The following is a 21,998-nucleotide window of genomic DNA, read 5'->3' as shown; positions in this document are numbered from 1 at the left end:
CATTGCTTAGCAATGATGACCTTTTTTTGTCTATTCATACTCATTCAATGAGTTGTTTTCTAAAAACAACGGCACCAAATGGAGCTAACTGTAAATGCGTACCTTTTAAATGATTTCCTTGATTTTCAAGAATAACAGCCCATTCTTTTTGTAAATCTTCACTCACTTCTAGATTTTCAGCTTTATTAGAAAAATTACAGTAGATGAGTGCTTTTTCTGCTCCTAAAGTTCTTTCATAAATATATAAAGTTTCTTTAGTTGGTTTTAATTCAAAAGTCCCTTCTACAAATAAAAAATCTTTTTTAAGAGAAAGTAACTTTCGGTAATAATTTAAGATGCTACCGGGATCTGAATCTTGAGATTGAACATTATATTTTTCTTCTGTATTCCATTCGATCCATGGTTTAACCGTAGAAAAACCTGCAAATTCTGTATCATCCCATTGCATAACTCCTCGGCTGATATTTTTTGCACGGGCTTTGAGCTGTCTTTTGATTGTATTTACTGAATAGCCTTTTTGTTTAGCTTCCTCAACAACTTTCTCTTTTCCGGGGACTTCAAAGCCTGAAAGATCATCGATTGGACTATTTTTCATTCCAATTTCTTCTCCATAATAAATGATTGGAACACCTTTTTGAAGATACATTAAGGTAGCTAATAGTTTACTGCTGTTGTCTCTATAATCCTCTGTATCACCAAATCTAGAAACGGCTCTAGGCATATCATGATTATTCCAATACAGAATAGGACCGCCACGATCTGCCATTTTAATTTGCCAAGCATTCATTTCATTTTTAAATTTTCCTTTATCTAAGGGACCAATTTGGATATCATAAGGGAGTTCTGAATCTTTGTCATCGTCTATCTCGGGAAAATAAGTAAATGAAATAACATTATCTATCATATCATTTTCAGATCCTATATAGTCTAAAGCTAAATCAGCCCCAGCAGTGGGAGCTTCACCGATGACTAAAAGATCTTCATTGTATTTTCTTAATTCTTCGTTGAACTCTTCAAGGTATTTTCTAATATTTGGTCCATGTTCGTTCACTAATTTACCAGAACCTTCTCCGTCTTCAGGTGCATCGGGATCATCAGGTAATCCCTCTTTTTTATCTATATATAGAACAGCATCTAAACGAAAACCGTCAATCCCATTTTGAATCCAGAATTTTCCAATATCTAGCAGTTCTTTTCGTACACTAGGATTAGCCCAATTTAAATCAGCCATACTATCTTTGTAAAGATGCAGATAGAATTGATTTCCATTCGGCTCTTTTGTCCAAGATGGTTCTTTATCATCAGAATACCAATTATTTGGATAGTCTCTGCCAACAGGAGCGTCTGCCCATATATAATAATCACGATAAGGGTTATCTGGACCTTTAATGGCCTCTTTAAACCAATAATGCTCAGTAGAAGTATGATTTAAGGGGAAGTCATAAATAAGCTTCATTCCACGATCATGGACTTCTTTAACGAATTTTTCAGATTGCTCTTTTGTACCGAACAAAGGATCAATCGCATAGTAGTCTGATACATCATAACCATTATCTTCTTGAGGAGACAGCATATTCGGATTTACCCATAGCGTATTTACTCCTAAGGATTGGATATAATCAAGATGTTTTAAAGCTCCTTTTATGTCGCCAATCCCATCTCCATTAGAATCTTGGAAACTTCTTGGGTAAATTTGGTAGATAATTGCTTTTTGCCACCATTTCATTTTAGTCATGCATACGTCCTCCAATAGTGAACAGGGTTAAATTTAATAAGATAATTTAATTTTAGCGAAAGAACATGGAATAATCTATTAACATGCTTGTGAAGAGAAAAAAGCTGTAAATAATAAAATGAGTGCATTATATTCGATTAGAAGATAAATTATTGTTAAACTAAATATGGATAAAATTTTATTAAGGATGGTGAGCGTCAATGACTGAAAGAGAAAAAGATATCATCGAAACTCAAGCTCCAAAAGAAGATTATCGACAAGAAGATGCAAATAAAGAAATGAGTCCGGTTCCAAAAAATGAGTCGCCAGATTACAAACCTGCTGGTAAATTGGAAGGAAAAGTAGCTATTGTAACAGGAGCAGACAGCGGGATTGGAGCAGCTGTTGCCATTGCATTTGCCAAAGAAGGGGCAGATGTTGTTGTAACCGATTACGAAAATAAAGAAGATGCTGAAAATTTAAGAAAACGAATTGAAGACATCCGTGGTAAAGTTCTTTGGTTCACCGGTGATGTTGGGGATGAATCATTTGCACAAGAAGTAATTGAAAAAACGGTAGCGGAATATGGTAGTGTAGATATTTTAGTGAATAATGCTGCCGAACAACATACGCGTAAATCGATTACTGAAATTACTGCTGCACAATTGGACCGTACTTTCCGAACGAATATTTTTTCAATGTTTTATTTTGTGAAAGCAGCATTGCCTCATATGAATGAAAATGGAAAAATCATTAATACGACTTCTGTAACGGCTTATCAAGGTTCACCTGGTTTATTAGATTATTCATCTACTAAAGGAGCTATAGTAGCCTTTACTCGTTCGCTTTCACAAAATCAAGAAATCATTGATAAGAAAGTTCGTGTCAACGCAGTAGCTCCAGGGCCGATTTGGACTCCTTTAATTCCCGCAACTACATCAAATGATGATAAAGAAGAATTTGGTGCATCTGTTCCAATGAAACGAGCAGGAGAAGCTTATGAACTAGCACCGGCTTATGTTTATTTAGCCAGTGAAGATTCTAGTTATGTTAGTGGACAAGTTCTTCACGTAAACGGCGGAACCGTAATTAATGGGTAATGCTGATAGAAGCATTACTAATGAATTAAATAATGAATTAAATAAAGAATAAGTAAACAAATAAGCAGCAGTAAAGTAAGGTATTAAAGGACCTTGCTTTACTGCTTATTTTTTTGCCGAATTGCTTATTTGTAGATATAATACGGCGATTAAGTTAAACTAAAATTAATAAAAACAACAGGTTTTAATGACATTAGAAAGGCTGATGACCAATGACAAAAGCTGTATTGATCGTAAATCCTTCCTCTGGAGGAGAAAAAGGAAAAGAATATACTGTCCTTGCTCAAGAGACGTTAGAATCGATGTATGATAGTGTTAGTGTGAAGGAAACAACAAAAGGCGGAGATGCTGAGCAATTCGCCAAAGCAGCCGCTAGAGAAAGAGTAGAAGCCGTTTTTGTTATGGGCGGGGACGGAACAGTTAATGAGGGTATCTGCGGACTGGCAGAAGAGGAATATCGTCCTAAATTTGGCATTATCCCGTTAGGTACAGTCAATGATGTTGGACGCGCCTTAGGGATCCCTTTGAATCCTGAAGCAGCTATTCGTATGTTGCCAAAAGCTATTACAAAAGAATTAGATATTGGAAAAGTAAATGATAGTTATTTCATTGATGTGATTGCTATAGGGAAAATTCCAGAAGCAGTTAAAAATGTAGGAATCGAGCAAAAAACACGCTTAGGAGCGTTAGCTTATTTTATTGAAGGTGCCAAAGCATTTAATGTTAGTCAGAGCTATCCATTTAAATTAACGTTAGATGATGAGGTCATTGAACAGGAATCTATTTTACTGCTCATTGCATTAACGAATTCTGTAGGTGGCTTTGAAAATATGCTCCCACAGGCAAAAATAGATGATGGGTATTTGCACTTAATTGTTTTAAAAGGGAGTACTTTAATGAACAAAGTTAAATTGATTCCTAAAGTGATTCAAGGAAATACGGCGGAAGCAAATGAGACACTTTATCGGAAATTCAAATCCGGAAAAATAACCGTTACAGATGAAGACATAGAAGTTACAAGCAATATTGATGGAGATGAAGGAGACAAGTTGCCACTTGCACTTCAGATTTTGCCTCGTCATATTACTATTTTTGTTCCAGAAAGCAAATCATCAGTAAAGTAAGGTATAAAAAAAGTAAGGTGATTTTCAATACGAAAAATCACCTTACTTTTTGCTTGTTAGTTAATAAATTCTTGAGTCAATTCCATAAAAGTATCCACATCGTTTTTCATGATCGCAATACCATCTTCCCAAAAGTCGGGTTTAGTTAAGTCAACATTTAAGTGTTTCATCGCTAGATCTTCTGTAGACATAGAGGCAGTATCTCTCAGCAAAGCAATGTAGTCATCTTCAAAGCTAGAACCTTCCTCCAATGAACGAGCATAGATACCTAGACTAAACAAGTACCCAAAAGTATATGGGAAATTGTAAAAAGGAACATCAGCAATAAAGAAATGAAGTTTACTTGCCCAAAAATGAGGATGGTAGTTGCTTAATGAGTCTTGATAAGCTTCTTTTTGAGCTTCTTCCATCAACTCACCAAGACGTTCATCTGTTACAATACCATTTTGACGTTCAGCATAAAAGCGAGTTTCAAATAAGAAACGAGCATGGATATTTAAAAACATAGCTAAAGCATTTTGGATTTTCGTATCTAATAAAGTGATTTTTTCTTCTTTTGAAGCAGCTTCTTTAACTGTTGCATCAGCTATAATAAGTTCCGCAAAAGTACTGGCTGTTTCAGCAACATTCATAGCATATTGTTGATTAAGCGTTGGAAGATCCGTCATGACATGACTATGAAAAGCATGACCTAATTCGTGAGCTAATGTCGATACTTCGCTTGGAGATTGGGCATAAGTCATGAAAATCCGTGATTCTTTACTTTCTGGCAATTCTGAACAATAACCGCCAGGCCTTTTTCCACCGCGATCTTCGGCTTCAATCCAACTGTGATCAAAAGCATATTGAGCAAAATCAGCCATTTTCTCACTGAATTTACGGAAATTTTCTACAATGAAATCAGCACCTTCATCATAAGGATACACTTTAGCTTCAGCATCTCCAATCATTACAGGTGCTTCAGTATCTTGCCAAGATAATTTGTCTTTTCCAAGCAATTGAGCTTTGCGCTTTAAGTAATCCACAAATGGTTGTTTATGGTCACTAACGGCTTTCCACATAGCATCTAGTGTTTCTTGTTTCATCCGGTTGTATTCTAATGGACGTTTCAAGTAATCTTTCACACCATGAGCTTTATAATCAGCCAAACGGAAACCTGCTAAATGATTTAGCGTATCACTGAATAAAGGAGCCATGTTGCCCCAAGTTTCTTCCCATTTTTCGAATAATTGTTCACGGACTTTTGCGTCTGGATCAGTATTCATTTTGTTGTAGGCTTGTCCAGCAGATAGACGTTGAATATGTCCTTCACTGTCTTCAAAAGGAATCTCGATAGTAGCTACAAGTGAATCGTAGTGATCGCTCCATCCTTGGAAACCATCAATAGAAAGTGCGTTGATCAGAGCTTCTTCTGCTTCACTTAACAATTCCTTTCCTTGTGTGCGAGTTTCATTTAAACTGAACTCAATTTCTTTAAAAGCAGGAAGTTCAATTATTTTATTCCAAATGTCATCTGGTATGGCAACCATTTTTTTAGTAAGAATTGTTTGAAGAGTACTAAAAGCGCTGCTTAATTCAAATACTTGACCAAAAACTGCTCCAGCTTGTTTATCTGCAACATCTGCAGATTGAACAGCTTCTACAAAGGTAAAGACTTGAGAAAGGCCTTTCGTCAATTTTTCTTGAACGAGTAAAATAGACTCAAGATTTTTAAATGCTGGACTGTCTTTTTCTGTGTCCCACTTTTTAATGAGTGCAGACAACTCATCTAGTTGTTCACGAATAAGTGCTAATTTTTCTTTTAATTGGGGCGAACTGCTTCCACCAGGGAAAACGGAATCAAGATCCCATTTCATACTGTATTTCATATAATAACTTCCTTTCTAGGTTTGAATAAATTCATTATACTCTAGTTTGCCGCAGTTTTAAAACGTGTTATTAAACAAATAATAATAAACCGTAAGTAGGAGTTGAAAATAAATACCAAAAGTAATTTAAGATAGGTTAAAATAGAACCAATCGATCTAGCTAAGCATTGAGTAAAGTTAGATAAAATAGTCGTGAAAGAAGGAAAGTACAGATGCGCTCAACAGTAAAAGACAATTTATTTATTGCACTTGCTATTGTAATTATGATGGTGTTATTTTATAGTTCTTCACAACCTTACACCGACCAATCATTGACAGGTGTATTAGATGAAATTCTAGCTAAGGAACCTTTGAAAAATGTATTAAGTCTGATCCACTTTAATTATGCCGGCAGTGAAGTAAGTATTGCAGCACAAGGGTATAGTTCTTTTGTGGAATTTTTCATTCGAAAATTAGCTCATTTTGGAACTTATTTTTTATTAGGGCTGTGTTGGTTTTTAGGATTGAAAAATAAAATGACGAGTATGGGGCTAGCCGCTTTTGTCTCTTGGTTGCTAGCATCTGGATATGCTGCTTTTGATGAGTTTCATCAAAGTATTACGCCAGATCGGACTCCATTAATGGAAGATGTGATCTTAGATGCAACAGGGGCTTTAACAAGCATTCTGTTAGCTTTGATTTTTTTCCTATTCTTTTATAAAAAGAAGAAAATCAACCCTTCATTTAAAAGGGTAACACGGTAACTAATACTGGCGAATAGTTGCTCTATATCAGGTTTTTTGATAAAATAAGTAGGGCTATTTATTCTAGCTAATTACACTTATACTATGAAATGGGGAGTTTGGAGTGTCAGGACATTCAAAATGGAGCAATATTCAAGGGCGTAAAAATGCACAAGATGCAAAACGCGGAAAAGTATTCCAAAAAATATCAAGAGAAATCTACATGGCTGTGAAAAGTGGTGGACCTGATCCGAGCATAAATCCTTCGTTGCGTATGGTTATGGACAAAGCTAAATCGAATAATATGCCAAATGATAATGTTGAACGTGCTATAAAAAAAGGCAGTGCAACTGGTGAAAATGAAAATTATGATGAAGTGATCTATGAAGGTTATGGTCCAAAAGGAACGGCTGTTTTGGTGCACACTTTGACTGACAACTTAAATCGTACAGGAACGAATGTCCGTGTCGCTTTTAATAAAAATGGTGGTTCATTAGGTGAAAAAGGTTCTGTTAGCTACATGTTTGACCGTAAAGGCTACATTGCCATTGAACGTGAAGGTTTAGATGTAGATGAAGACACGATGTTGATGAGTGTTTTAGAAGCTGGCGGAGATGAAATGGAAACATCAGATGAAGTATTTGAAATTTATACTGATCCTTCTGATTTACCAGATGTGCGTGATGCTTTAGAAAAAGAAGGCTATACACTAGCACAAGCAGAGGTAACCATGATTCCACAAACAACCGTTGAATTACCAGAAGATAAAAAAGCTTTATTCAATCAAATGATTGATAAACTTGAAGAAGACGATGATGTGTCAGAAGTCTTCCACAACGCTGAATTATAAACGTTAAAATCTTATTATAAACTGAAAAGACAGCAGTGCCATATCCAATTGGATAGCACTGCTGTCTTTTTAATTTTTGAAAAAATAATTATCCTTTTGAGGAAGAATGCAATAGAAACTAGCAATGATTCATTTTGAAAAAACATTACAAAGTTCAATAGAGTAAAAAGATAAAAGAATAACGAAATACAGGGTTAATTGCACATAGTTTAAATAAGAACACTAACAAGAGCTATCTGGGAAGGAGAAGAAAATTGGAAATTGAAGAATTTACACAATATGTCATCTCAAAAGCCCAAGAAGTAGGAACTAGCGATATACATATTTTGCCTGAAGAGAAGCAATACCATTTTTATTTTCGAATTGGAGGGAAATTGTGTTTTTGGAATGCAATACCAGATGAAGAAGGCAGACGATTTATATCTTATTTTAAATATTTATCAAATATGGACGTTGGAGAGAGGAGAAAGCCGCAAAGTGGAGCAGCACAATTAATGGTTCAAGGAAAAAAATATAGCACTTCGTTTTTCAACTATAACCAATTTTAGAACGCAAGAATCTATGGTCATAAGAATATTAAATCAAACCGTAAACTTATCTTTATCAAAGACAGCTTATTTTAAAAAAGAAGTCAAGTTAATAGAGAGCTTGGCTCAGTTTAATAGTGGGCTGCTTATTTTTTCAGGACCTGTAGGATCAGGGAAAACTACAACCATGTATCAGCTTGTTCGTGAAAGTTATCATAAAAACAAACAACAAGTAATTACCGTTGAAGATCCTGTGGAAATTGATGAACCAATGTTTTTACAGACGCAAGTAAATGAAAAAGCGGGAATTACGTATGAAACATTATTAAAATCTAGTTTAAGACATCATCCAGATACAATTATTATTGGTGAAATTAGAGATGATGAGACGGCAAAAATGGTGATAAGAGGAGCTTTGACCGGTCATTTAATTATTGCTAGTGTACATGCAAAGAATACTGTAGGGGTCATTTCTCGCTTATTGGAATTGGGAGTAACACAAGAACAATTAAAACAAACATTACTTGGAGTAATATTTCAAAAGTTGATTCCAAGGTATTGCTCTTTTTGTAACGGTGATTGTGTTCCCTCATGTGGACACATGCGTATATACGAAAAGAGAGCCGTTTTATATGAGGTTTTTTCGCGAAAAGAACTGAAACAATATCTCGCTCAGATAAAAACGGAAGAAGAAATTCAAAGAAAACAAACTAGGTCTTTTAATTTGTTGTTAAGAAAGGCGTATGCATATGGCTACATTACTGAACAAAACTTTATTCACTTTCAGATTCCGTAAAAAAAAATCATCAGCTGTTCAAGCATCTTTTTTAATAAAATTATCTTCCTTGATGGCAGAAGGCTTTTCGTTAAGAGAGTCTTTACTATTTTTACAAATGATCTTACCAAAAGAAAAACACTGGATTCAGGCTGTTTTAGAAGAATTGGAAGAAGGGGAACGTTTCGATAGTAGCATAAAAAAGCAAGGTTTTCCTGATCGAGTTTCTGCTCAAATTTATTTATCTTTTATTCATGGCAATTTGACAGAAGCTCTAGCGGCAAGTGGAAGCTACTTGGAAGAAAAAGCAAAGCAACAAGGTCAGTTAACAAAATTATTGCAGTACCCGTTATTTTTATTGGTTTTTATGATTGGTATTTTAATGGCTATTCGAGTTATGATATTGCCTAACTTTGAACAAATGAATGCAACAAATGGATCTAGTATCAATAATATTGCGATTGGTTTTATCTATCACTTCCCTACATTATTAGGAATAATTTCTCTAGTAGTGTGTTTAAGCACTCTGATTATCAAAAATCAATTAGGAAAACGTACTGCCATTCAACGTACTGCTTTTTTTATGAAGATTCCTCTTCTTTCTGCAATGCTAAGACTGTATTATACAAATTTATTTAGTTATGAATGGAGCCAGTTGTTAAAAAGTGGACTACAAATGAATAAAATTATTGAATTAATGCAAACAAAAGAAACCACTCAGCTTATGCAAGAGGTTGCGAATGAAATTGAAAAAGAATTGAGAAAAGGACTTAATTTTAAAGAATCAATGAGCAAGTTCACCTTTTTTAATAGTGAACTTGGATTTATTATTATGCATGGTGAAGCAACTAGTCGTTTAGGAATAGAATTAGCAGTATATGCAAAAGATTGTCAATTAAGATTAATGGATAAGATACAGAAAATCTTTAGTTGGATTCAACCGATTATTTTTTTAGTGATTGCTTTTTTTATTATGTGTGTTTATTTAGCGTTATTATTACCGACGTTTACGATGATGGAGGAGATTCTATGAGATGTAAAGAGAAATTGAATCAAAAAGGTTTTACACTAATTGAAATGGTTATGGTTCTTTTTATCATTTCAGTATTGATGCTGCTTATTGTTCCAAACGTAGTAAAACAAAAAAATCAAATTGACACTCAAGGTACAGAAGCCTTAGTGACAGTCATTCAAACTCAAGTTGAACTATATGAATTGGACGGTCATACAGAAGCCGCTACCTTTTCTGCTTTGGAAAGTCAGGGTTATTTATCTGCTAAACAAGTTAAACAAGCAACAGCTAAATCGATTAGTATCACAAATGGTATTGTGAGTTCGAGTAAATAATAATGAGAGAGTTAGATGAAAAAGGGATGTTGCTGGTTGAGTTGGTCCTTGTTCTATTCATTGCAGCTGCATTACTATTCATTCCAACAATATATACTAAGCAAACTAAAATTCATTTAGAAAATCAATTATTTGTTGAAGAATTACAAAGCCAACTAACAGCTATTCAAAACTATGCTGTTTTGTCTGGAGAAGTAACCGCAATGATTGTGTCATCTCAACACAAGTCGATTCAATTTAGAGTTATTGATGATGAACAGAATGAACTGAATGGAGTGATTTACTTACCTGAGACAGTCACCACTCCTACATATAAAGTTTATCATTTTAATGCGTATAGTGGGAATTTACGTAATTTTGATACATTAGTTTTTTTTATAAATAATGAAAGACACACTATGACATTTCAGTTAGGAAGTGGCCGTTATAAATGGCAATAAAAAAAATAAACCAAAAAGGATATTTGTTGATTGAAAGTTTAGTAGCATTTTCTATTTTAAGTATATGCATTGTTATTTATCTTCCATTTGTAGTAGGTATGTTAAAAAAAGTTGATGCTGAAAAAACAGCTGTTGAAATGTACCGTATCCAGTATGAACAACTACAAAAAATCGAACAGCAACAACCGATTGATAAAATATGGGAGACCGGAGGAAAAGTATTTACGATTGAACAAGCAACCACTACTACTCAAAAGGGAGTAAGGATAAAATATGGAGAAGAAGAAATTTTTACTGAAATCCTTTCTTTTCAAAAATCCAATCCTTAATCAAAAAGGTTTTACGCTATTAGAAGCTTTAGCAGCTTTATTTATTTTAATGCTATGTATTTCTCTTTTAAGCTTTGTAACGACACAATACCATTCCATACGCAAGCAAACTTTTGAAGATCGACAGCTTGAGTGGCATATGTTTTTGAATCAACTGGACTATAGTTTTGAAGGTTTAATTTTTGTGAAAGCAAAATCTAATGAGCTTCAGTTTAAAGTGCTAGATGAAAAAGGAGAACTCAAAGAAACGATTTATTATGAACGGTACTATGAAATGGTCAGACGTCGAACTGGATCTGGGGGGTACCATCCTATGTTGATGAAAGTCAAATCCATTGATTTTAGCCAAAACGATTCATTTGTAGAAATAACCGTAACCTTTTTGAACCAAGAAACCTATCATGCACAAATATCTATCGAGAATAACTTAGAAGGTGTTCAAAATGAATGAAAAAGGAGCTGTACTGCCGTCAGTAATGATTTTTGTATTGCTTATGAGTGTTGCCCTTTTAGGAACTAATCAAATTTTCAAGAATCAAATGAACCAATTAAGAATGACAAAACACTATTATGAAGTTGAGAGTATGCTGATCCTTTCAAAAATGGAACTCAATAGCCAACTTGATTTAAATAAAAATTTAGAAAAAGGGACCGTATTATTTACTGATGGAACGGTAACTATTCAAAAAAAAGGAGATAATACATTCAATTTGGAAGGGAAACTTAAAAATATTTTTTCAAAACAGCTAACAGTTCAACTGGAAAAAAAGTCTACTGAAAGTATAGAAAATACAGATGAATAGATGGAAATATACTGGATTGCCCACATCTGTAATCTATTTAGTAAAATAAATAAGGAATAACTTCACGGCGTCTTAAGTGGGGTTATTTCTTTTTATGGTTCTATTTGATATAATAATTGAAACAGTAGCAGCTAAATAACTAGTGCGCAGGTACATATAAGAGAAGGGGCGAAGAATAGTGACTAAACTAAGTAAGTTACGCGAAGGCATGAAAAAAAGAGGGATAGATGCATTATTAGTGACTAGCCCTTATAATTTACGTTATATATCCAATTTTACGGGAACAACTGGTTTGAGTGTGATTACGCTAGATAAAGCATACTTTGTAACGGATTTTAGATACACTGAACAAGTGGCAACTCAAGCAGTAGGATTTGAAATTGTTACAAATGCAGGACCTATTTTCGATGAAGTAGCTAAAATAGTAGATGGAAATAGTATTGAAGCATTAGGTTTTGAACAAGATTTTGTAACTTTTAGTACTTATGAATTATTGGAACAAATTATTTCTAGTGAATTGATTCCAATAAGAGGACTGATGGAAGAGCTTAGAGAAGTTAAAACGGAAGCAGAAATCAAAATAATCAAAAAAGCTTGTTCTATTTCTGATGCAGCATTCAATTTTATCTTAGGTGAAATAAAACCTGGAATGACAGAAATCGAAGTAGCTAACTTATTAGATTTTCATATGCGTGGCTTAGGAGCAACCGGTGTTTCTTTTGAAACAATTGTAGCTAGTGGAGTCCGTTCAGCAATGCCTCATGGAGTTGCTAGTCCTAAAAAAATTGAAACTGGAGACTTTGTAACGATTGATTTCGGTTGCTATTATGAAGGCTATGTTTCTGATATGACTAGAACAATTGCTGTAGGGGAACCAAGTGAAAAGTTGAAAGAAATCTATGCTATTACACTTGAAGCACAATTAAAAGTGATTGACGCAGCTAAACCAGGAATGTCAGGTGTTCAATTAGATGCTATTGCACGGGATCATATTGCAAGTTATGGTTATGGAGAAGCTTTTGGACATTCAACTGGTCACGGAATTGGATTAGAAATCCATGAAGGACCAAATGTTTCTAGACTAGCAGAAAAATTATTTGTGCCAGGGAATGTGATTACGAATGAACCAGGAATTTACCTTCCAGGATTTGGTGGAGTAAGAATCGAAGACGATTTGATTATCACTGAAACAGGGAACGAAGTGATTACTCATTCTCCAAAAGAACTTATCATTTTATAACAGTATTTAAATCTATAATTTATTAGGCAGAATCATGAAAAAATGATACACTTATACAGAAAATAGGAACGGACTCATAGGAGGAAATGAAATGATTTCAGTAAATGATTTTAAAACAGGATTAACAATCGAATTTGACGGCTCAATTTGGCGTGTTGTGGACTTTCAACATGTAAAACCAGGTAAAGGTGCTGCCTTTGTGCGTTCAAAACTTAAAAACTTGCGTTCTGGTGCAGTACAAGAAAAAACTTTCCGTGCAGGCGAAAAAGTAGCTAAGGCTCAAATCAATAATAATAAAATGCAATATTTATATGAAAGTGCCGGTTCTTATGTATTCATGGATAATGAAACGTATGAACAAATTGAATTACCAGGAGATTCAATTGTTGAAGAATTGAAATATTTAAAAGAAAATATGGAAGTTCATATTTTAATGTATGATACAGAAGTATTAGGTGTTGAATTACCAAATACAGTTAAATTACGTGTTGCTGAAACTGAACCAGGTATTCGCGGAGATACTTCTTCAGGCGGAACAAAACCAGCAACCTTAGAAACTGGAGCAACCGTTAACGTTCCTTTCTTTGTAAATGTAGATGATGAATTGATCATCAATACTCAAGATGGATCATATGTATCACGTGCATAATCATTTGATTTCTTTTAGTTAAATGAAATTTAGTTAATAGAGGAGGTTTGCCTTATGGCTGAAGAATCAACAGTTGCAATTAATGAGACTAAAGGTACACTTGGAGAAATTGAAGTAGCTCCTGAGGTAATTGAAGTTATTTCCGGTATTGCTGCGAATAAAGTAGAAGGCGTCTACGCAATGCAAGGAAAACTTTCTTCTGGTGTTTCAGAGTTGTTTGGACGTGTAGACCACAAAAAAGGTGTGCATTTAACAGCTGATGAAGATGGTTTAAAAGTAGACATTTATTGTTACTTTATTTACGGCGTTTCAGTACCAAAAGTTGCTTTAGAGATCCAAGAGAAAGTAAGAGAACAATTACTTCAAATGACAGATATAACATTAGCTGAAGTAAATGTTCATATTGTTGGAATTGTTCCAGAAAAAACAGAATTACAAGAATTATTAGATCTTGATGATGAAGAAGATGGTGACGAATAGTGAGTTTAACACGACGCGATATTAGAGAAAAAGCTTTACAGTCTCTTTTCCAACTTTCAGCTAATGATGAATTGTCTAAGGAAGATGCAATGCAACAAGCCTTAACCAGTGAAGATGAATTAGTTGATGAAGTGGAAACCGTTCAAGTACCAAGCTATTTGGACCTGCTTGTAACAGGTGTACTGGAAAAACAAGATGAAATAGATGAAAAAATCAAAGCTCATTTAGAGAATTGGTCATTAAATCGACTTGCTAAAACTGATTTAATTATCATTCGAGTAGCAATCTTTGAAATGATGTACGTTTCAGATGTACCGGACAGAGTTGCACTAAATGAAGCTCTCGAAATTACTAAAAAGTATAGTGATGAAAAATCTAGAAAATTTGTTAATGGTGTTTTAGCGAACATTGTAAACGAAAACAGTAAAAATGAAGCTGAATAAGCTTTGTTTTTACTGTTTTTTTGTAATTAAGACGAGCTTTACTAAAAACAAAAGTGATCAAGATTTGAGGGTATATCTGTTGGTTTTCTTATGATAAGATAGATAAGGTAAAATCAACTAGCCTTAATTGAGAAGAAAAGGACGGGATTCTTTATGAGCGCAATAATCATGAGTGGCAAAACATTAGCCGATGAAATGACGATTCAGATGCAAGAGGACGTCAACAAACTAAAAGAACAAGGGCTAACTCCAGGTTTAGTTGTACTATTAGTTGGTGAAGATCCTGCAAGTCAAACTTATGTAAGAAATAAAGAAAAGCGTGCAAAAGCGTTGGGCTTTCATTCGCTTATTAAACGTTATCCATCAACTATAACAGAAGAAGAATTGTTAAATGAAGTTCAACGGTATAATGAAGATGCTTCGTTTCATGGAATACTGGTTCAATTGCCCTTACCAAAACAAATTGATTCAGATAAAATAGTAAATGCGATTGACTCAATGAAAGATGTCGATGGTTTTCATCCAATAAATATGGGCAAATTACTGATAGGACAACCAGATAAAATACCATGTACACCTTATGGAATCATAAAAATGCTAGATCGTTATCAAGTTGAGATTGAAGGAAAAAGAGCAGTAGTTATAGGACGTAGCAATATCGTTGGAAAACCCATGGCGCAGCTTTTAATGATGAGAAATGCAACAGTGACGATTGCTCATTCTAGAACGAAAGATTTGCCTGAATTAGCTCGTACAGCTGATATTTTAGTCGTAGCCATGGGTAAAGGACACTTTGTTACGAAAGACTTTATTAAACCAGGTGCTGCCGTTATTGATGTAGGAATGAATCGTGATAAAAATGGAAAGCTGATTGGCGATGTAAAAAGCGATGAAGTAGCTGAAGTTGCTGGCTACTTAACACCAGTGCCAAAAGGTGTAGGTCCTATGACCATTACGATGCTATTGTATCAAACGATTGAAAGTGCAAAAAAGTTCGCTGCATTGTCAACAGAGAAACTGTAGAATAAAGGAAAAGAGAACTGGTATAGTAAAAGACATTAATAAAGATGCAATGTTGCTAAGAGGAGTGAATAAAGTGTCAAATGATTACTTGACGGTCACCGCATTGACTAGATACATTAAACGAAAATTTGAACGTGATCCATATTTGGAAAGAATCTATTTGACAGGAGAAATTTCTAACTTTAGAAATAGACCAAATGCACATCAATATTTTAGTTTAAAAGATGATCATGCAAAAATTTCTGCTATCATGTTTAAGCCTGCTTTTCAAAAATTAAAGTTTACTCCTGAAGAAGGAATGAAAGTACTAGTCATTGGACGAATTTCGTTATACGAAGCAAGTGGGAATTATCAAATAACGATTGAACATATGGAGCCTGATGGAGTTGGTGCTCTGTATCAAGCTTTAGAAGAAATGAAGAAAAAGTTAAAAGCTGAAGGTCTTTTCGATACTCCAAAGCAATTGATTCCAACTTTTCCTAAAAGAATTGCAGTTGTAACGAGTCCAAGTGGTGCTGTTGTAAGAGATATTATGACTACAATTAAAAGACGCTTTCCTATTGTACAATTGGTGGTATATCCAACCCTTGTTCAAGGAAATAAAGCTGCAGATGCAATTGTATCGAGTATCCGGATGGTGGAAGAAAAAGGAGACTTTGATACTGTAATTATTGCGCGTGGTGGAGGTTCGATTGAAGACCTGTGGCCATTCAACGAGGAAAAAGTTGCACGAGCTATATTCGAAGCTCAAACACCGATCATTTCTTCTGTGGGCCATGAAACGGATACAACTATTGCTGACTTAGTAGCAGATGTGCGTGCAGCAACTCCTACTGCAGCAGCTGAACTTTCTGTACCATTATTGTCCGATGAGTTGATAAAAATTGATCAATTAAAGTTGCGACTTGTTCAAAGTTATGCTCGAAAAGTCGAAATATTGAATCAACGTTTAAGTAGCCAATTAAATTCTTATATATTCAATCAGCCACAAAGACTGTATGAAGGATATGCCCAAAAATTGGATCTTTTAACTGAAAGACTCGTTCGAGCAATGGAAGAAAAAAATCAGCAATTAAAAAATGATCTTAACGTACACATGCTGCAGTTAAATGCACAAAACCCAACACAACTGGTCAAACAAAAATACAACGACTTAAATGGATTGAGCCGACAATTAACGACACAAATGGAATGGTATATGGAAAATCAAAACAAACGATTTCACTACGCTGTCCAGTCGCTGGATTATTTAAGTCCGTTAAAAATCATGAACCGGGGCTACAGTTATGCAACAAAAGATGGAAAAGTTATCAAAAACAGCAATCAAGTTGTAGTAGAAGACAAGATACACATCCACTTACACAAAGGAAATTTTGAAGCAAAAGTGATAAAGAAAGATGAGGAATCCAAATGAGTACAGAGAAAAAATTGAAATTTGAAGAAGCTATGCAACAATTAGAAGAGATCGTAACCAATTTAGAACGTGGAGATGTTCCATTAGAAGAGGCTTTAGATCAATTCCAAAAAGGGGTAAGTTTAAGCAAATTTTGTAAAGAAACTTTACAAAATGCTGAGCAAACACTAACTAAGATCGTAGACGAAAATGGAAATGAAAAATTATTTGAAGAAAATAGTGAGTTGGATTAAGAAAGAAGGTCAATGATGGATTTGCAGTCATTTAGAGAAAAAGAAATCCCTTCATTTGAAAAAGAAATGTTGGATTACATTGGAAAAGATTTAACTAAAAAAGAACAAATACATGAAGCTATGTCTTATTCTTTAGCTGCAGGTGGAAAAAGAATACGGCCGTTGCTTCTTTTAGCTACGATCCATTCACTGGGAGGCAATCAGAAAAAAGGGTATGCTGTTAGTGCTGCCTTAGAGTTCATTCATACGTATTCTTTGATCCATGACGATCTTCCAGCTATGGATGATGATGATTTACGTAGAGGAAAACCAACCAATCATATTGTTTATGGTGAAGATATCGCGATTTTAGCGGGAGATGCTTTGTTAACACAAGCTTTTGAAATTATTGCCGCTTCAGATGATGAACCAGAGAAAAAAGTGAAATTAATTTTAGCTTTAGCCAAATCAGCAGGTCCAGATGGTATGATTTTGGGACAAATGGCAGACATTCAAGGTGAGGAAAAAGAATTAAGTTTAGAAGAACTTCAATTCATTCATAAAAACAAAACGGGTGAATTGTTAAAATTTCCTATTTACGCAGCATGCGTCATTGCTGAAGCATTACCTGAAATAGAAGAACAATTGATGGAGTATGCTGAACATCTAGGATTGGCTTATCAAATTCGTGACGATATTTTAGATGTTGTTGGACATGTAGAAGAATTAGGTAAAAATACTGGTATGGATGAAGAGCATAATAAAAGTACTTACCCTGGTTTATTGACACTTGAAGGAGCTAAAGCTGCTTTAAATCATGAATTGGCAGCTGCAAAAGATAAGTTGAAAAATGTAGAGCAAATCAGCAAAAATTCAGATAAGCCAGTTCAAATTAACTTATTAGTAGAAATGATTGATCTTTTGGTAATCGATTAAGAAGATAGGAGCCGTTACATGAAAAAAGAGCGAGTAGATACTCTCTTAGTCAAACAAGGCCTTGCAGAGTCTGTTGAGAAAGCAAGAAGCATGATTATGGCTGGCCAAGTGTACAACACAAAAGAGGAACGAATTGATACAGCAGGAGAAAAAATAGCATTTGACACGCAATTACAATTAAAAGGAAAACATTCTCGTTATGTAAGTCGTGGAGGATTCAAATTAGAAAAAGCAATGGAAGTTTTTGATGTAGTTATAACAGATAAAATTATGTTAGATATTGGTTCTTCTACTGGCGGATTTACAGATGCAGCATTGCAGCATGGTGCCAAACTAAGTTATGCTTTGGATGTCGGTACGAATCAATTGGCTTGGAAACTTCGCCAAGATCCAAGAGTAGTTGTAATGGAACAGACGAATTTCAGGTATTGCAAACCAGAAGATTTTTCAAAAGGTAGACCTAATTTATCCTCAATTGATGTGTCGTTTATCTCGTTACGAGTGATTCTGCCAGTTTTAAAAAACATTATTGCTTCAGATGGAGATATTTTGGCTTTAATCAAACCTCAGTTTGAAGCACATCGCGATGACGTAGGCGAAAAAGGAATCGTGAGCGATAAGTCGGTTCATGAACAAGTGCTGACCGATATGCTTTCTTTTGCTACAAGTATTGGTTACGATGTTTTGAATTTGACTTTTTCTCCTATAACAGGTGGAGAAGGGAATATCGAGTTCCTAGCCCATTTAAAATGGAACGATAAAACGACTGGTGATTTGTCTAAAGCCGTAGACATACAAATGGTTTTAACCGAAGCTTATGCAACATTAAAAACCGAAAAAAAATAACATCAACGAATGTACCTGTTAAATAGGGTGCATTCGTATTTTTTTAAATTTCTAGTGTTTTTTTTGTTCTAAATTCTTTTACTTTTTTCTTTTCTATCTGAAATAAGTACGCTATGATAAGAGTATTAAATGAATAATAGTGGTTATGAAAATGAGGTGGAAACATGAAAAAGAGAGAACGTCACCATTTACTACAAGAGTTGATTAAAGAAAATGTTATTGAAAAACAAGAAGATTTTGTACGTATATTAGAAGAAAGAGGTATAGAGGTAACCCAAGCAACGATTTCACGGGACATCAAAGAACTTCAATTGGTTAAAGTTCCTTCACAATCAGGAGGCTACCAATATAGTTTGCCCCCTGATATACAGTACGATACATCTAAAAAGTTGGAACGTTTATTTAAAGATGCCTTTGTTTCAATGGACACGCAAGATTGTTTTCTGCTCATTCGAACCATTCCTGGAAATGCTTTTGCACTTGGAAGTTTGATAGACACATCTAATTTTGATAGTGTCTTTGGAGCTATATCAGGAGATGATACAGTGCTTATTATTTGTCGCTCACATGAAGAAGCTCTACAGTTGAAAAATCATTTTATACAATTAATTTAAGGTATGAAGAAAGAAGTATTGGAGGTGAAAAACAGTGCTTCAAGAATTAACCATTAAGGATTTTGCTATCATCCAGGATTTAAATCTTAGTTTTAACCGTGGTATGACTGTTTTAACTGGTGAAACAGGAGCAGGAAAATCGATTATTATTGATGCTGTTGGATTACTTGCTGGAGGAAGAGGATCTAGTGAATTTATCCGCCATGGTGCAACTAAATGTGTATTAGAAGCCTTATTTTCATTAGATGGAAATCCCGGAACATATGAATTGCTAAAAACTTATGGCATCGACAGCGATGAAGATACGGTAATTATCCAACGAGATATCCATCGCAGTGGAAAAAGTGTTTGTCGCATTAATGGTCGTCTAGTAACAATAGCCATTTTGCGTTTGATTGGAGAATCGATTATTGATATTCATGGTCAAAATGAGCACCAAGAATTAATGAATCCAGAACGCCATTTGAGTATGTTAGATCAATTTGGCGATAAAGAACTATTCTTGCTAAAGAAAAGTTATCAGGAAACCTATACGCGCTATAGACAGGTAAAAAAAGCTTATGATAAGTGGCAAAATGGAGAACAAGAATTAGCTCAACGGTTAGATATGCTGCAATATCAAACAAATGAAATTGAAATGGCTGAACTTCTCGATGGAGAAGAAGAAGAATTACTTGAAGAAAAGAACTTGTTATTAAATTACCAAAAAATTATGTCAGCGTTGTCTATCAGTTATGACGTATTGCAAGGTGATGACGTAAATGGAATCGATTTGATTGGAAATGCTATGACTGAAATGAGTTCTTTGGAAGACATAGATGATAAATTTAAAAACTTATCAGAAGCCATATCAAGCAGCTATTTTCAACTTCAAGAAGCAGCTAGCGATATTTTAAGAGAACTCGATCAAATGGCTTATGATGAAGATCGGTTAAATGAAATTGAAAAAAGATTAGAGATCATTAAACAATTGAAACGAAAATATGGTGATTCCATCGGAGAAATTAAAAGTTATTATGAAAAAATCGCGGCAGAACTAGAACAAATCTTGAATCGGGAAAACCATTTGACGAATATGACGGATGAGTTAGCTCGTTTATCGGAAGAATTGGTCAAACGAGGCAGTCAACTCTCTAAAAAGCGTCGAAAAGTAGCTAAAGACATAGAACAATCCATTCATGAACAGCTTAAAGAATTGTATATGGAAAAAGTTGTATTTGAAGTTCAGTTTTTCAAAACAGTAGCAACTTTTTCGAGTGAAGGAGCACATGAATCTGGTTTTGATGAAGTAGAATTTTATATTGCTACAAATATGGGTGAACCGTTAAAACCATTAGCTAAAGTGGCATCTGGAGGAGAATTGTCTCGAATGATGCTAGCCATGAAGACTATTTTTTCAAAATCACAAGGCATTACCAGCATTATATTTGATGAAGTGGATACAGGGGTTAGTGGACGAGTTGCACAAGCTATTGCAAACAAGATCTATATGGTTGCAGTCCATTCACAAGTTCTATGTATTACACACTTGCCTCAAGTGGCAGCGATGGCAGATAATCATTTATACATTTCTAAAAGCATTGAAAATGATCGAACAAAAACGCATGTAAATGCTTTGGAAACTGCAGAAAAGATAGAAGAAATTGCGCGAATGTTAGCTGGAACTGAAATTACAAAACTGACTTTAGAGCATGCGAAGGAATTAACCGTGTTAGCTAAAACAGAAAGACAAAAACAGAAACAAATTAGTTGAAAATAAATGATCCTGCAATCGATTGGACTTTTAGTCTGATCGATTGCAGGATCATTTTTATGTGAGATCTATCCATAATTAGTCTTACCACCGAATGGTATGAAGCAAGTCCTTTAAAATGTACTTTTCATTTTCATTTAATCCCCAAAAGTCCAATTCTTTTTTGATATCTGCTAATAGACCGTATTCTCGAACAAAACCATTTAGACGTGCAGCAATAGTAGAATCAATATAATCAGTATACGTTGGAAAAAGAGCAGATACTGCTTCGAGAGCTTTAGGGTAACGTTTCAAAAAATATTTTTGGTGACGATCTTCGGCTCGATAAAAATGAGTATATGGAAGAATTTCGGTTTGTATTTTTTTACTGTGATTCTTTTCCCAGTCTTCTCTGACTTGATTAGCAACCTTTTGTTGTTCAGTGTCATGATAGAAAAGCAAAGAAAGATACTGTCGTCCTTTATAATTGCGATCTTTAGCAGCGTCATGACTATCCCAAAACAAAGTCAAAATATCTGAGTAATGAATAACCTCAGGATCAAAATCAATTTCTAAAGTTTCGGTATGGTCTCCCATGGATTTATAGATAGGGTCAGGCGTGGTTCCACCTGCATATCCCACACGAGTTCGTATCACTCCTGGTAATTGACCAAATCGACTATCTGGCCCCCAAAAACAGCCCATACTAAATGTAGCAGTTTGAATAGTGTTTGATTGTCTATTAAAATTTGTCATAACAGTAAACCTCCAAATTTAAAAATAAAAACCACATTAAACGATTTGCATACT

The 21,998-nt window shown here is 34.6% G+C and carries 26 protein-coding genes; 23 read left to right on the top strand and 3 right to left on the bottom strand.

The features are described from left to right. Positions 1–40: 40 nt before the first annotated feature. Positions 41–1,735 (bottom strand): glycoside hydrolase family 13 protein, encoded by a 1,695-nt coding sequence (locus NST49_RS11515; protein ID WP_341048786.1) that lies wholly within the window; start codon positions 1,733–1,735, stop codon positions 41–43. A gap of 200 nt (positions 1,736–1,935) precedes the next feature. On the opposite strand from NST49_RS11515, the gene NST49_RS11510 reads away from it, so the two are divergent. Further along, complete coding sequence (locus NST49_RS11510; RefSeq protein WP_251166196.1) at positions 1,936–2,814, top strand: glucose 1-dehydrogenase; 879 nt, start codon at positions 1,936–1,938, stop codon at positions 2,812–2,814. A 212-nt stretch (positions 2,815–3,026) separates the two neighbouring features. Then, complete coding sequence (locus NST49_RS11505) at positions 3,027–3,938, top strand: diacylglycerol/lipid kinase family protein (protein ID WP_341048784.1); 912 nt, start codon at positions 3,027–3,029, stop codon at positions 3,936–3,938. Positions 3,939–3,994: 56 nt separating this feature from the next. On the opposite strand, the gene NST49_RS11500 is transcribed toward NST49_RS11505, so the two are convergent. After that, positions 3,995–5,806, bottom strand: a complete 1,812-nt coding sequence (locus NST49_RS11500; RefSeq protein ID WP_341048783.1) for a M3 family oligoendopeptidase — start codon at positions 5,804–5,806, stop codon at positions 3,995–3,997. Positions 5,807–6,018: 212 nt separating this feature from the next. On the opposite strand from NST49_RS11500, the gene NST49_RS11495 reads away from it, so the two are divergent. From NST49_RS11495 to recN, 21 genes are all read left to right on the top strand, one after another. Continuing rightward, positions 6,019–6,549, top strand: a complete 531-nt coding sequence (locus NST49_RS11495) for a VanZ family protein (protein WP_023177154.1) — start codon at positions 6,019–6,021, stop codon at positions 6,547–6,549. 103 nt (positions 6,550–6,652) lie between these two features. After that, complete coding sequence (locus NST49_RS11490; protein ID WP_023177155.1) at positions 6,653–7,378, top strand: YebC/PmpR family DNA-binding transcriptional regulator; 726 nt, start codon at positions 6,653–6,655, stop codon at positions 7,376–7,378. Between the two features lie 254 nt (positions 7,379–7,632). Further along, positions 7,633–7,926 (top strand): ATPase, T2SS/T4P/T4SS family, encoded by a 294-nt coding sequence (locus NST49_RS11485; protein WP_341048779.1) that lies wholly within the window; start codon positions 7,633–7,635, stop codon positions 7,924–7,926. Between the two features lie 13 nt (positions 7,927–7,939). Then, positions 7,940–8,701, top strand: coding sequence for an ATPase, T2SS/T4P/T4SS family (locus NST49_RS11480; RefSeq protein WP_341048777.1), 762 nt, complete (start codon positions 7,940–7,942; stop codon positions 8,699–8,701). Beyond that, positions 8,655–9,713 carry a competence type IV pilus assembly protein ComGB gene (gene comGB / locus NST49_RS11475; RefSeq protein WP_023177158.1) on the top strand — a complete coding sequence of 353 codons (1,059 nt, stop codon included), beginning with the start codon at positions 8,655–8,657 and terminating at the stop codon, positions 9,711–9,713. Before NST49_RS11480 ends, comGB begins: the two co-directional genes overlap by 47 nt. Beyond that, on the top strand, positions 9,710–10,027 hold the full coding sequence (gene comGC, locus NST49_RS11470; protein ID WP_023177160.1) for a competence type IV pilus major pilin ComGC: 318 nt from the start codon (positions 9,710–9,712) through the stop codon (positions 10,025–10,027). The genes comGB and comGC overlap by 4 nt, the downstream gene beginning before the upstream one ends. 2 nt (positions 10,028–10,029) lie before the next feature. Continuing rightward, positions 10,030–10,467: a competence type IV pilus minor pilin ComGD gene (gene comGD / locus NST49_RS11465; RefSeq protein WP_023177161.1), complete on the top strand. Its 438-nt coding sequence runs from the start codon at positions 10,030–10,032 to the stop codon at positions 10,465–10,467. Continuing rightward, positions 10,458–10,796 (top strand): type II secretion system protein, encoded by a 339-nt coding sequence (locus tag NST49_RS11460; protein ID WP_023177162.1) that lies wholly within the window; start codon positions 10,458–10,460, stop codon positions 10,794–10,796. Before comGD ends, NST49_RS11460 begins: the two co-directional genes overlap by 10 nt. Continuing rightward, positions 10,741–11,247, top strand: coding sequence for a competence type IV pilus minor pilin ComGF (gene comGF, locus NST49_RS11455; protein WP_341048773.1), 507 nt, complete (start codon positions 10,741–10,743; stop codon positions 11,245–11,247). The genes NST49_RS11460 and comGF overlap by 56 nt, the downstream gene beginning before the upstream one ends. Further along, complete coding sequence (locus NST49_RS11450) at positions 11,240–11,599, top strand: hypothetical protein (protein ID WP_023177164.1); 360 nt, start codon at positions 11,240–11,242, stop codon at positions 11,597–11,599. Before comGF ends, NST49_RS11450 begins: the two co-directional genes overlap by 8 nt. Before the next feature lie 175 nt (positions 11,600–11,774). Beyond that, positions 11,775–12,839 carry a M24 family metallopeptidase gene (locus NST49_RS11445; RefSeq protein ID WP_187948708.1) on the top strand — a complete coding sequence of 355 codons (1,065 nt, stop codon included), beginning with the start codon at positions 11,775–11,777 and terminating at the stop codon, positions 12,837–12,839. A gap of 91 nt (positions 12,840–12,930) precedes the next feature. After that, entirely contained in the window at positions 12,931–13,488 is a 558-nt protein-coding gene (gene efp / locus NST49_RS11440) for an elongation factor P (protein WP_023177166.1), read from the top strand. A 54-nt stretch (positions 13,489–13,542) separates the two neighbouring features. Continuing rightward, the gene (locus tag NST49_RS11435; RefSeq protein ID WP_023177167.1) at positions 13,543–13,968 is read left to right on the top strand and encodes an Asp23/Gls24 family envelope stress response protein; all 426 of its coding nucleotides are present in this window, start codon (positions 13,543–13,545) and stop codon (positions 13,966–13,968) included. After that, positions 13,968–14,411 (top strand): transcription antitermination factor NusB, encoded by a 444-nt coding sequence (gene nusB / locus NST49_RS11430; protein ID WP_023177168.1) that lies wholly within the window; start codon positions 13,968–13,970, stop codon positions 14,409–14,411. The genes NST49_RS11435 and nusB overlap by 1 nt, the downstream gene beginning before the upstream one ends. A 153-nt stretch (positions 14,412–14,564) precedes the next feature. Beyond that, a complete protein-coding gene (locus NST49_RS11425; protein WP_023177169.1) occupies positions 14,565–15,434 on the top strand; it encodes a bifunctional methylenetetrahydrofolate dehydrogenase/methenyltetrahydrofolate cyclohydrolase in 870 nt (289 codons plus the stop codon). Between the two features lie 73 nt (positions 15,435–15,507). Next, positions 15,508–16,848 carry an exodeoxyribonuclease VII large subunit gene (gene xseA / locus NST49_RS11420; RefSeq protein ID WP_043945166.1) on the top strand — a complete coding sequence of 447 codons (1,341 nt, stop codon included), beginning with the start codon at positions 15,508–15,510 and terminating at the stop codon, positions 16,846–16,848. Continuing rightward, on the top strand, positions 16,845–17,081 hold the full coding sequence (locus NST49_RS11415; protein WP_023177171.1) for an exodeoxyribonuclease VII small subunit: 237 nt from the start codon (positions 16,845–16,847) through the stop codon (positions 17,079–17,081). Before xseA ends, NST49_RS11415 begins: the two co-directional genes overlap by 4 nt. Positions 17,082–17,096: 15 nt before the next feature. Continuing rightward, positions 17,097–17,996 (top strand): polyprenyl synthetase family protein, encoded by a 900-nt coding sequence (locus NST49_RS11410; RefSeq protein ID WP_023177172.1) that lies wholly within the window; start codon positions 17,097–17,099, stop codon positions 17,994–17,996. An 18-nt stretch (positions 17,997–18,014) separates the two neighbouring features. Beyond that, on the top strand, positions 18,015–18,842 hold the full coding sequence (locus NST49_RS11405; RefSeq protein ID WP_023177173.1) for a TlyA family RNA methyltransferase: 828 nt from the start codon (positions 18,015–18,017) through the stop codon (positions 18,840–18,842). Between the two features lie 164 nt (positions 18,843–19,006). Beyond that, positions 19,007–19,456, top strand: a complete 450-nt coding sequence (gene argR / locus NST49_RS11400) for an arginine repressor (RefSeq protein ID WP_023177174.1) — start codon at positions 19,007–19,009, stop codon at positions 19,454–19,456. A 34-nt stretch (positions 19,457–19,490) separates the two neighbouring features. Continuing rightward, the gene (gene recN / locus NST49_RS11395; protein ID WP_023177176.1) at positions 19,491–21,209 is read left to right on the top strand and encodes a DNA repair protein RecN; all 1,719 of its coding nucleotides are present in this window, start codon (positions 19,491–19,493) and stop codon (positions 21,207–21,209) included. Positions 21,210–21,293: 84 nt separating this feature from the next. Here recN and msrA read toward each other — a convergent pair whose 3' ends face one another. Next, positions 21,294–21,944, bottom strand: a complete 651-nt coding sequence (gene msrA, locus NST49_RS11390; RefSeq protein ID WP_023177178.1) for a peptide-methionine (S)-S-oxide reductase MsrA — start codon at positions 21,942–21,944, stop codon at positions 21,294–21,296. Positions 21,945–21,998 lie beyond the last annotated feature (54 nt).

Source organism: Carnobacterium sp. FSL W8-0810 (assembly GCF_038007125.1).
GTDB lineage: Bacteria > Bacillota > Bacilli > Lactobacillales > Carnobacteriaceae > Carnobacterium_B > Carnobacterium_B inhibens.
This window is presented reverse-complemented; position numbering and strand designations above follow the sequence as displayed.

Bases quoted from the DNA above. Each gene is read 5' to 3' on its own strand.
- NST49_RS11405 (WP_023177173.1), top strand. From the start codon at position 18,015: ATGAAAAAAGAGCGAGTAGATACTCTCTTAGTCAAACAAGGCCTTGCA.
- NST49_RS11515 (WP_341048786.1), bottom strand. From the start codon at position 1,735: ATGACTAAAATGAAATGGTGGCAAAAAGCAATTATCTACCAAATTTAC.
- NST49_RS11435 (WP_023177167.1), top strand. From the start codon at position 13,543: ATGGCTGAAGAATCAACAGTTGCAATTAATGAGACTAAAGGTACACTT.
- NST49_RS11500 (WP_341048783.1), bottom strand. From the start codon at position 5,806: ATGAAATACAGTATGAAATGGGATCTTGATTCCGTTTTCCCTGGTGGA.
- comGD (WP_023177161.1), top strand. From the start codon at position 10,030: ATGAGAGAGTTAGATGAAAAAGGGATGTTGCTGGTTGAGTTGGTCCTT.
- comGC (WP_023177160.1), top strand. From the start codon at position 9,710: ATGAGATGTAAAGAGAAATTGAATCAAAAAGGTTTTACACTAATTGAA.
- NST49_RS11505 (WP_341048784.1), top strand. From the start codon at position 3,027: ATGACAAAAGCTGTATTGATCGTAAATCCTTCCTCTGGAGGAGAAAAA.
- comGB (WP_023177158.1), top strand. From the start codon at position 8,655: ATGGCTACATTACTGAACAAAACTTTATTCACTTTCAGATTCCGTAAA.
- NST49_RS11495 (WP_023177154.1), top strand. From the start codon at position 6,019: ATGCGCTCAACAGTAAAAGACAATTTATTTATTGCACTTGCTATTGTA.
- NST49_RS11425 (WP_023177169.1), top strand. From the start codon at position 14,565: ATGAGCGCAATAATCATGAGTGGCAAAACATTAGCCGATGAAATGACG.
- efp (WP_023177166.1), top strand. From the start codon at position 12,931: ATGATTTCAGTAAATGATTTTAAAACAGGATTAACAATCGAATTTGAC.
- NST49_RS11460 (WP_023177162.1), top strand. From the start codon at position 10,458: ATGGCAATAAAAAAAATAAACCAAAAAGGATATTTGTTGATTGAAAGT.
- comGF (WP_341048773.1), top strand. From the start codon at position 10,741: ATGGAGAAGAAGAAATTTTTACTGAAATCCTTTCTTTTCAAAAATCCA.
- NST49_RS11415 (WP_023177171.1), top strand. From the start codon at position 16,845: ATGAGTACAGAGAAAAAATTGAAATTTGAAGAAGCTATGCAACAATTA.
- msrA (WP_023177178.1), bottom strand. From the start codon at position 21,944: ATGACAAATTTTAATAGACAATCAAACACTATTCAAACTGCTACATTT.
- argR (WP_023177174.1), top strand. From the start codon at position 19,007: ATGAAAAAGAGAGAACGTCACCATTTACTACAAGAGTTGATTAAAGAA.
- NST49_RS11450 (WP_023177164.1), top strand. From the start codon at position 11,240: ATGAATGAAAAAGGAGCTGTACTGCCGTCAGTAATGATTTTTGTATTG.
- NST49_RS11410 (WP_023177172.1), top strand. From the start codon at position 17,097: ATGGATTTGCAGTCATTTAGAGAAAAAGAAATCCCTTCATTTGAAAAA.
- NST49_RS11510 (WP_251166196.1), top strand. From the start codon at position 1,936: ATGACTGAAAGAGAAAAAGATATCATCGAAACTCAAGCTCCAAAAGAA.
- NST49_RS11480 (WP_341048777.1), top strand. From the start codon at position 7,940: ATGGTCATAAGAATATTAAATCAAACCGTAAACTTATCTTTATCAAAG.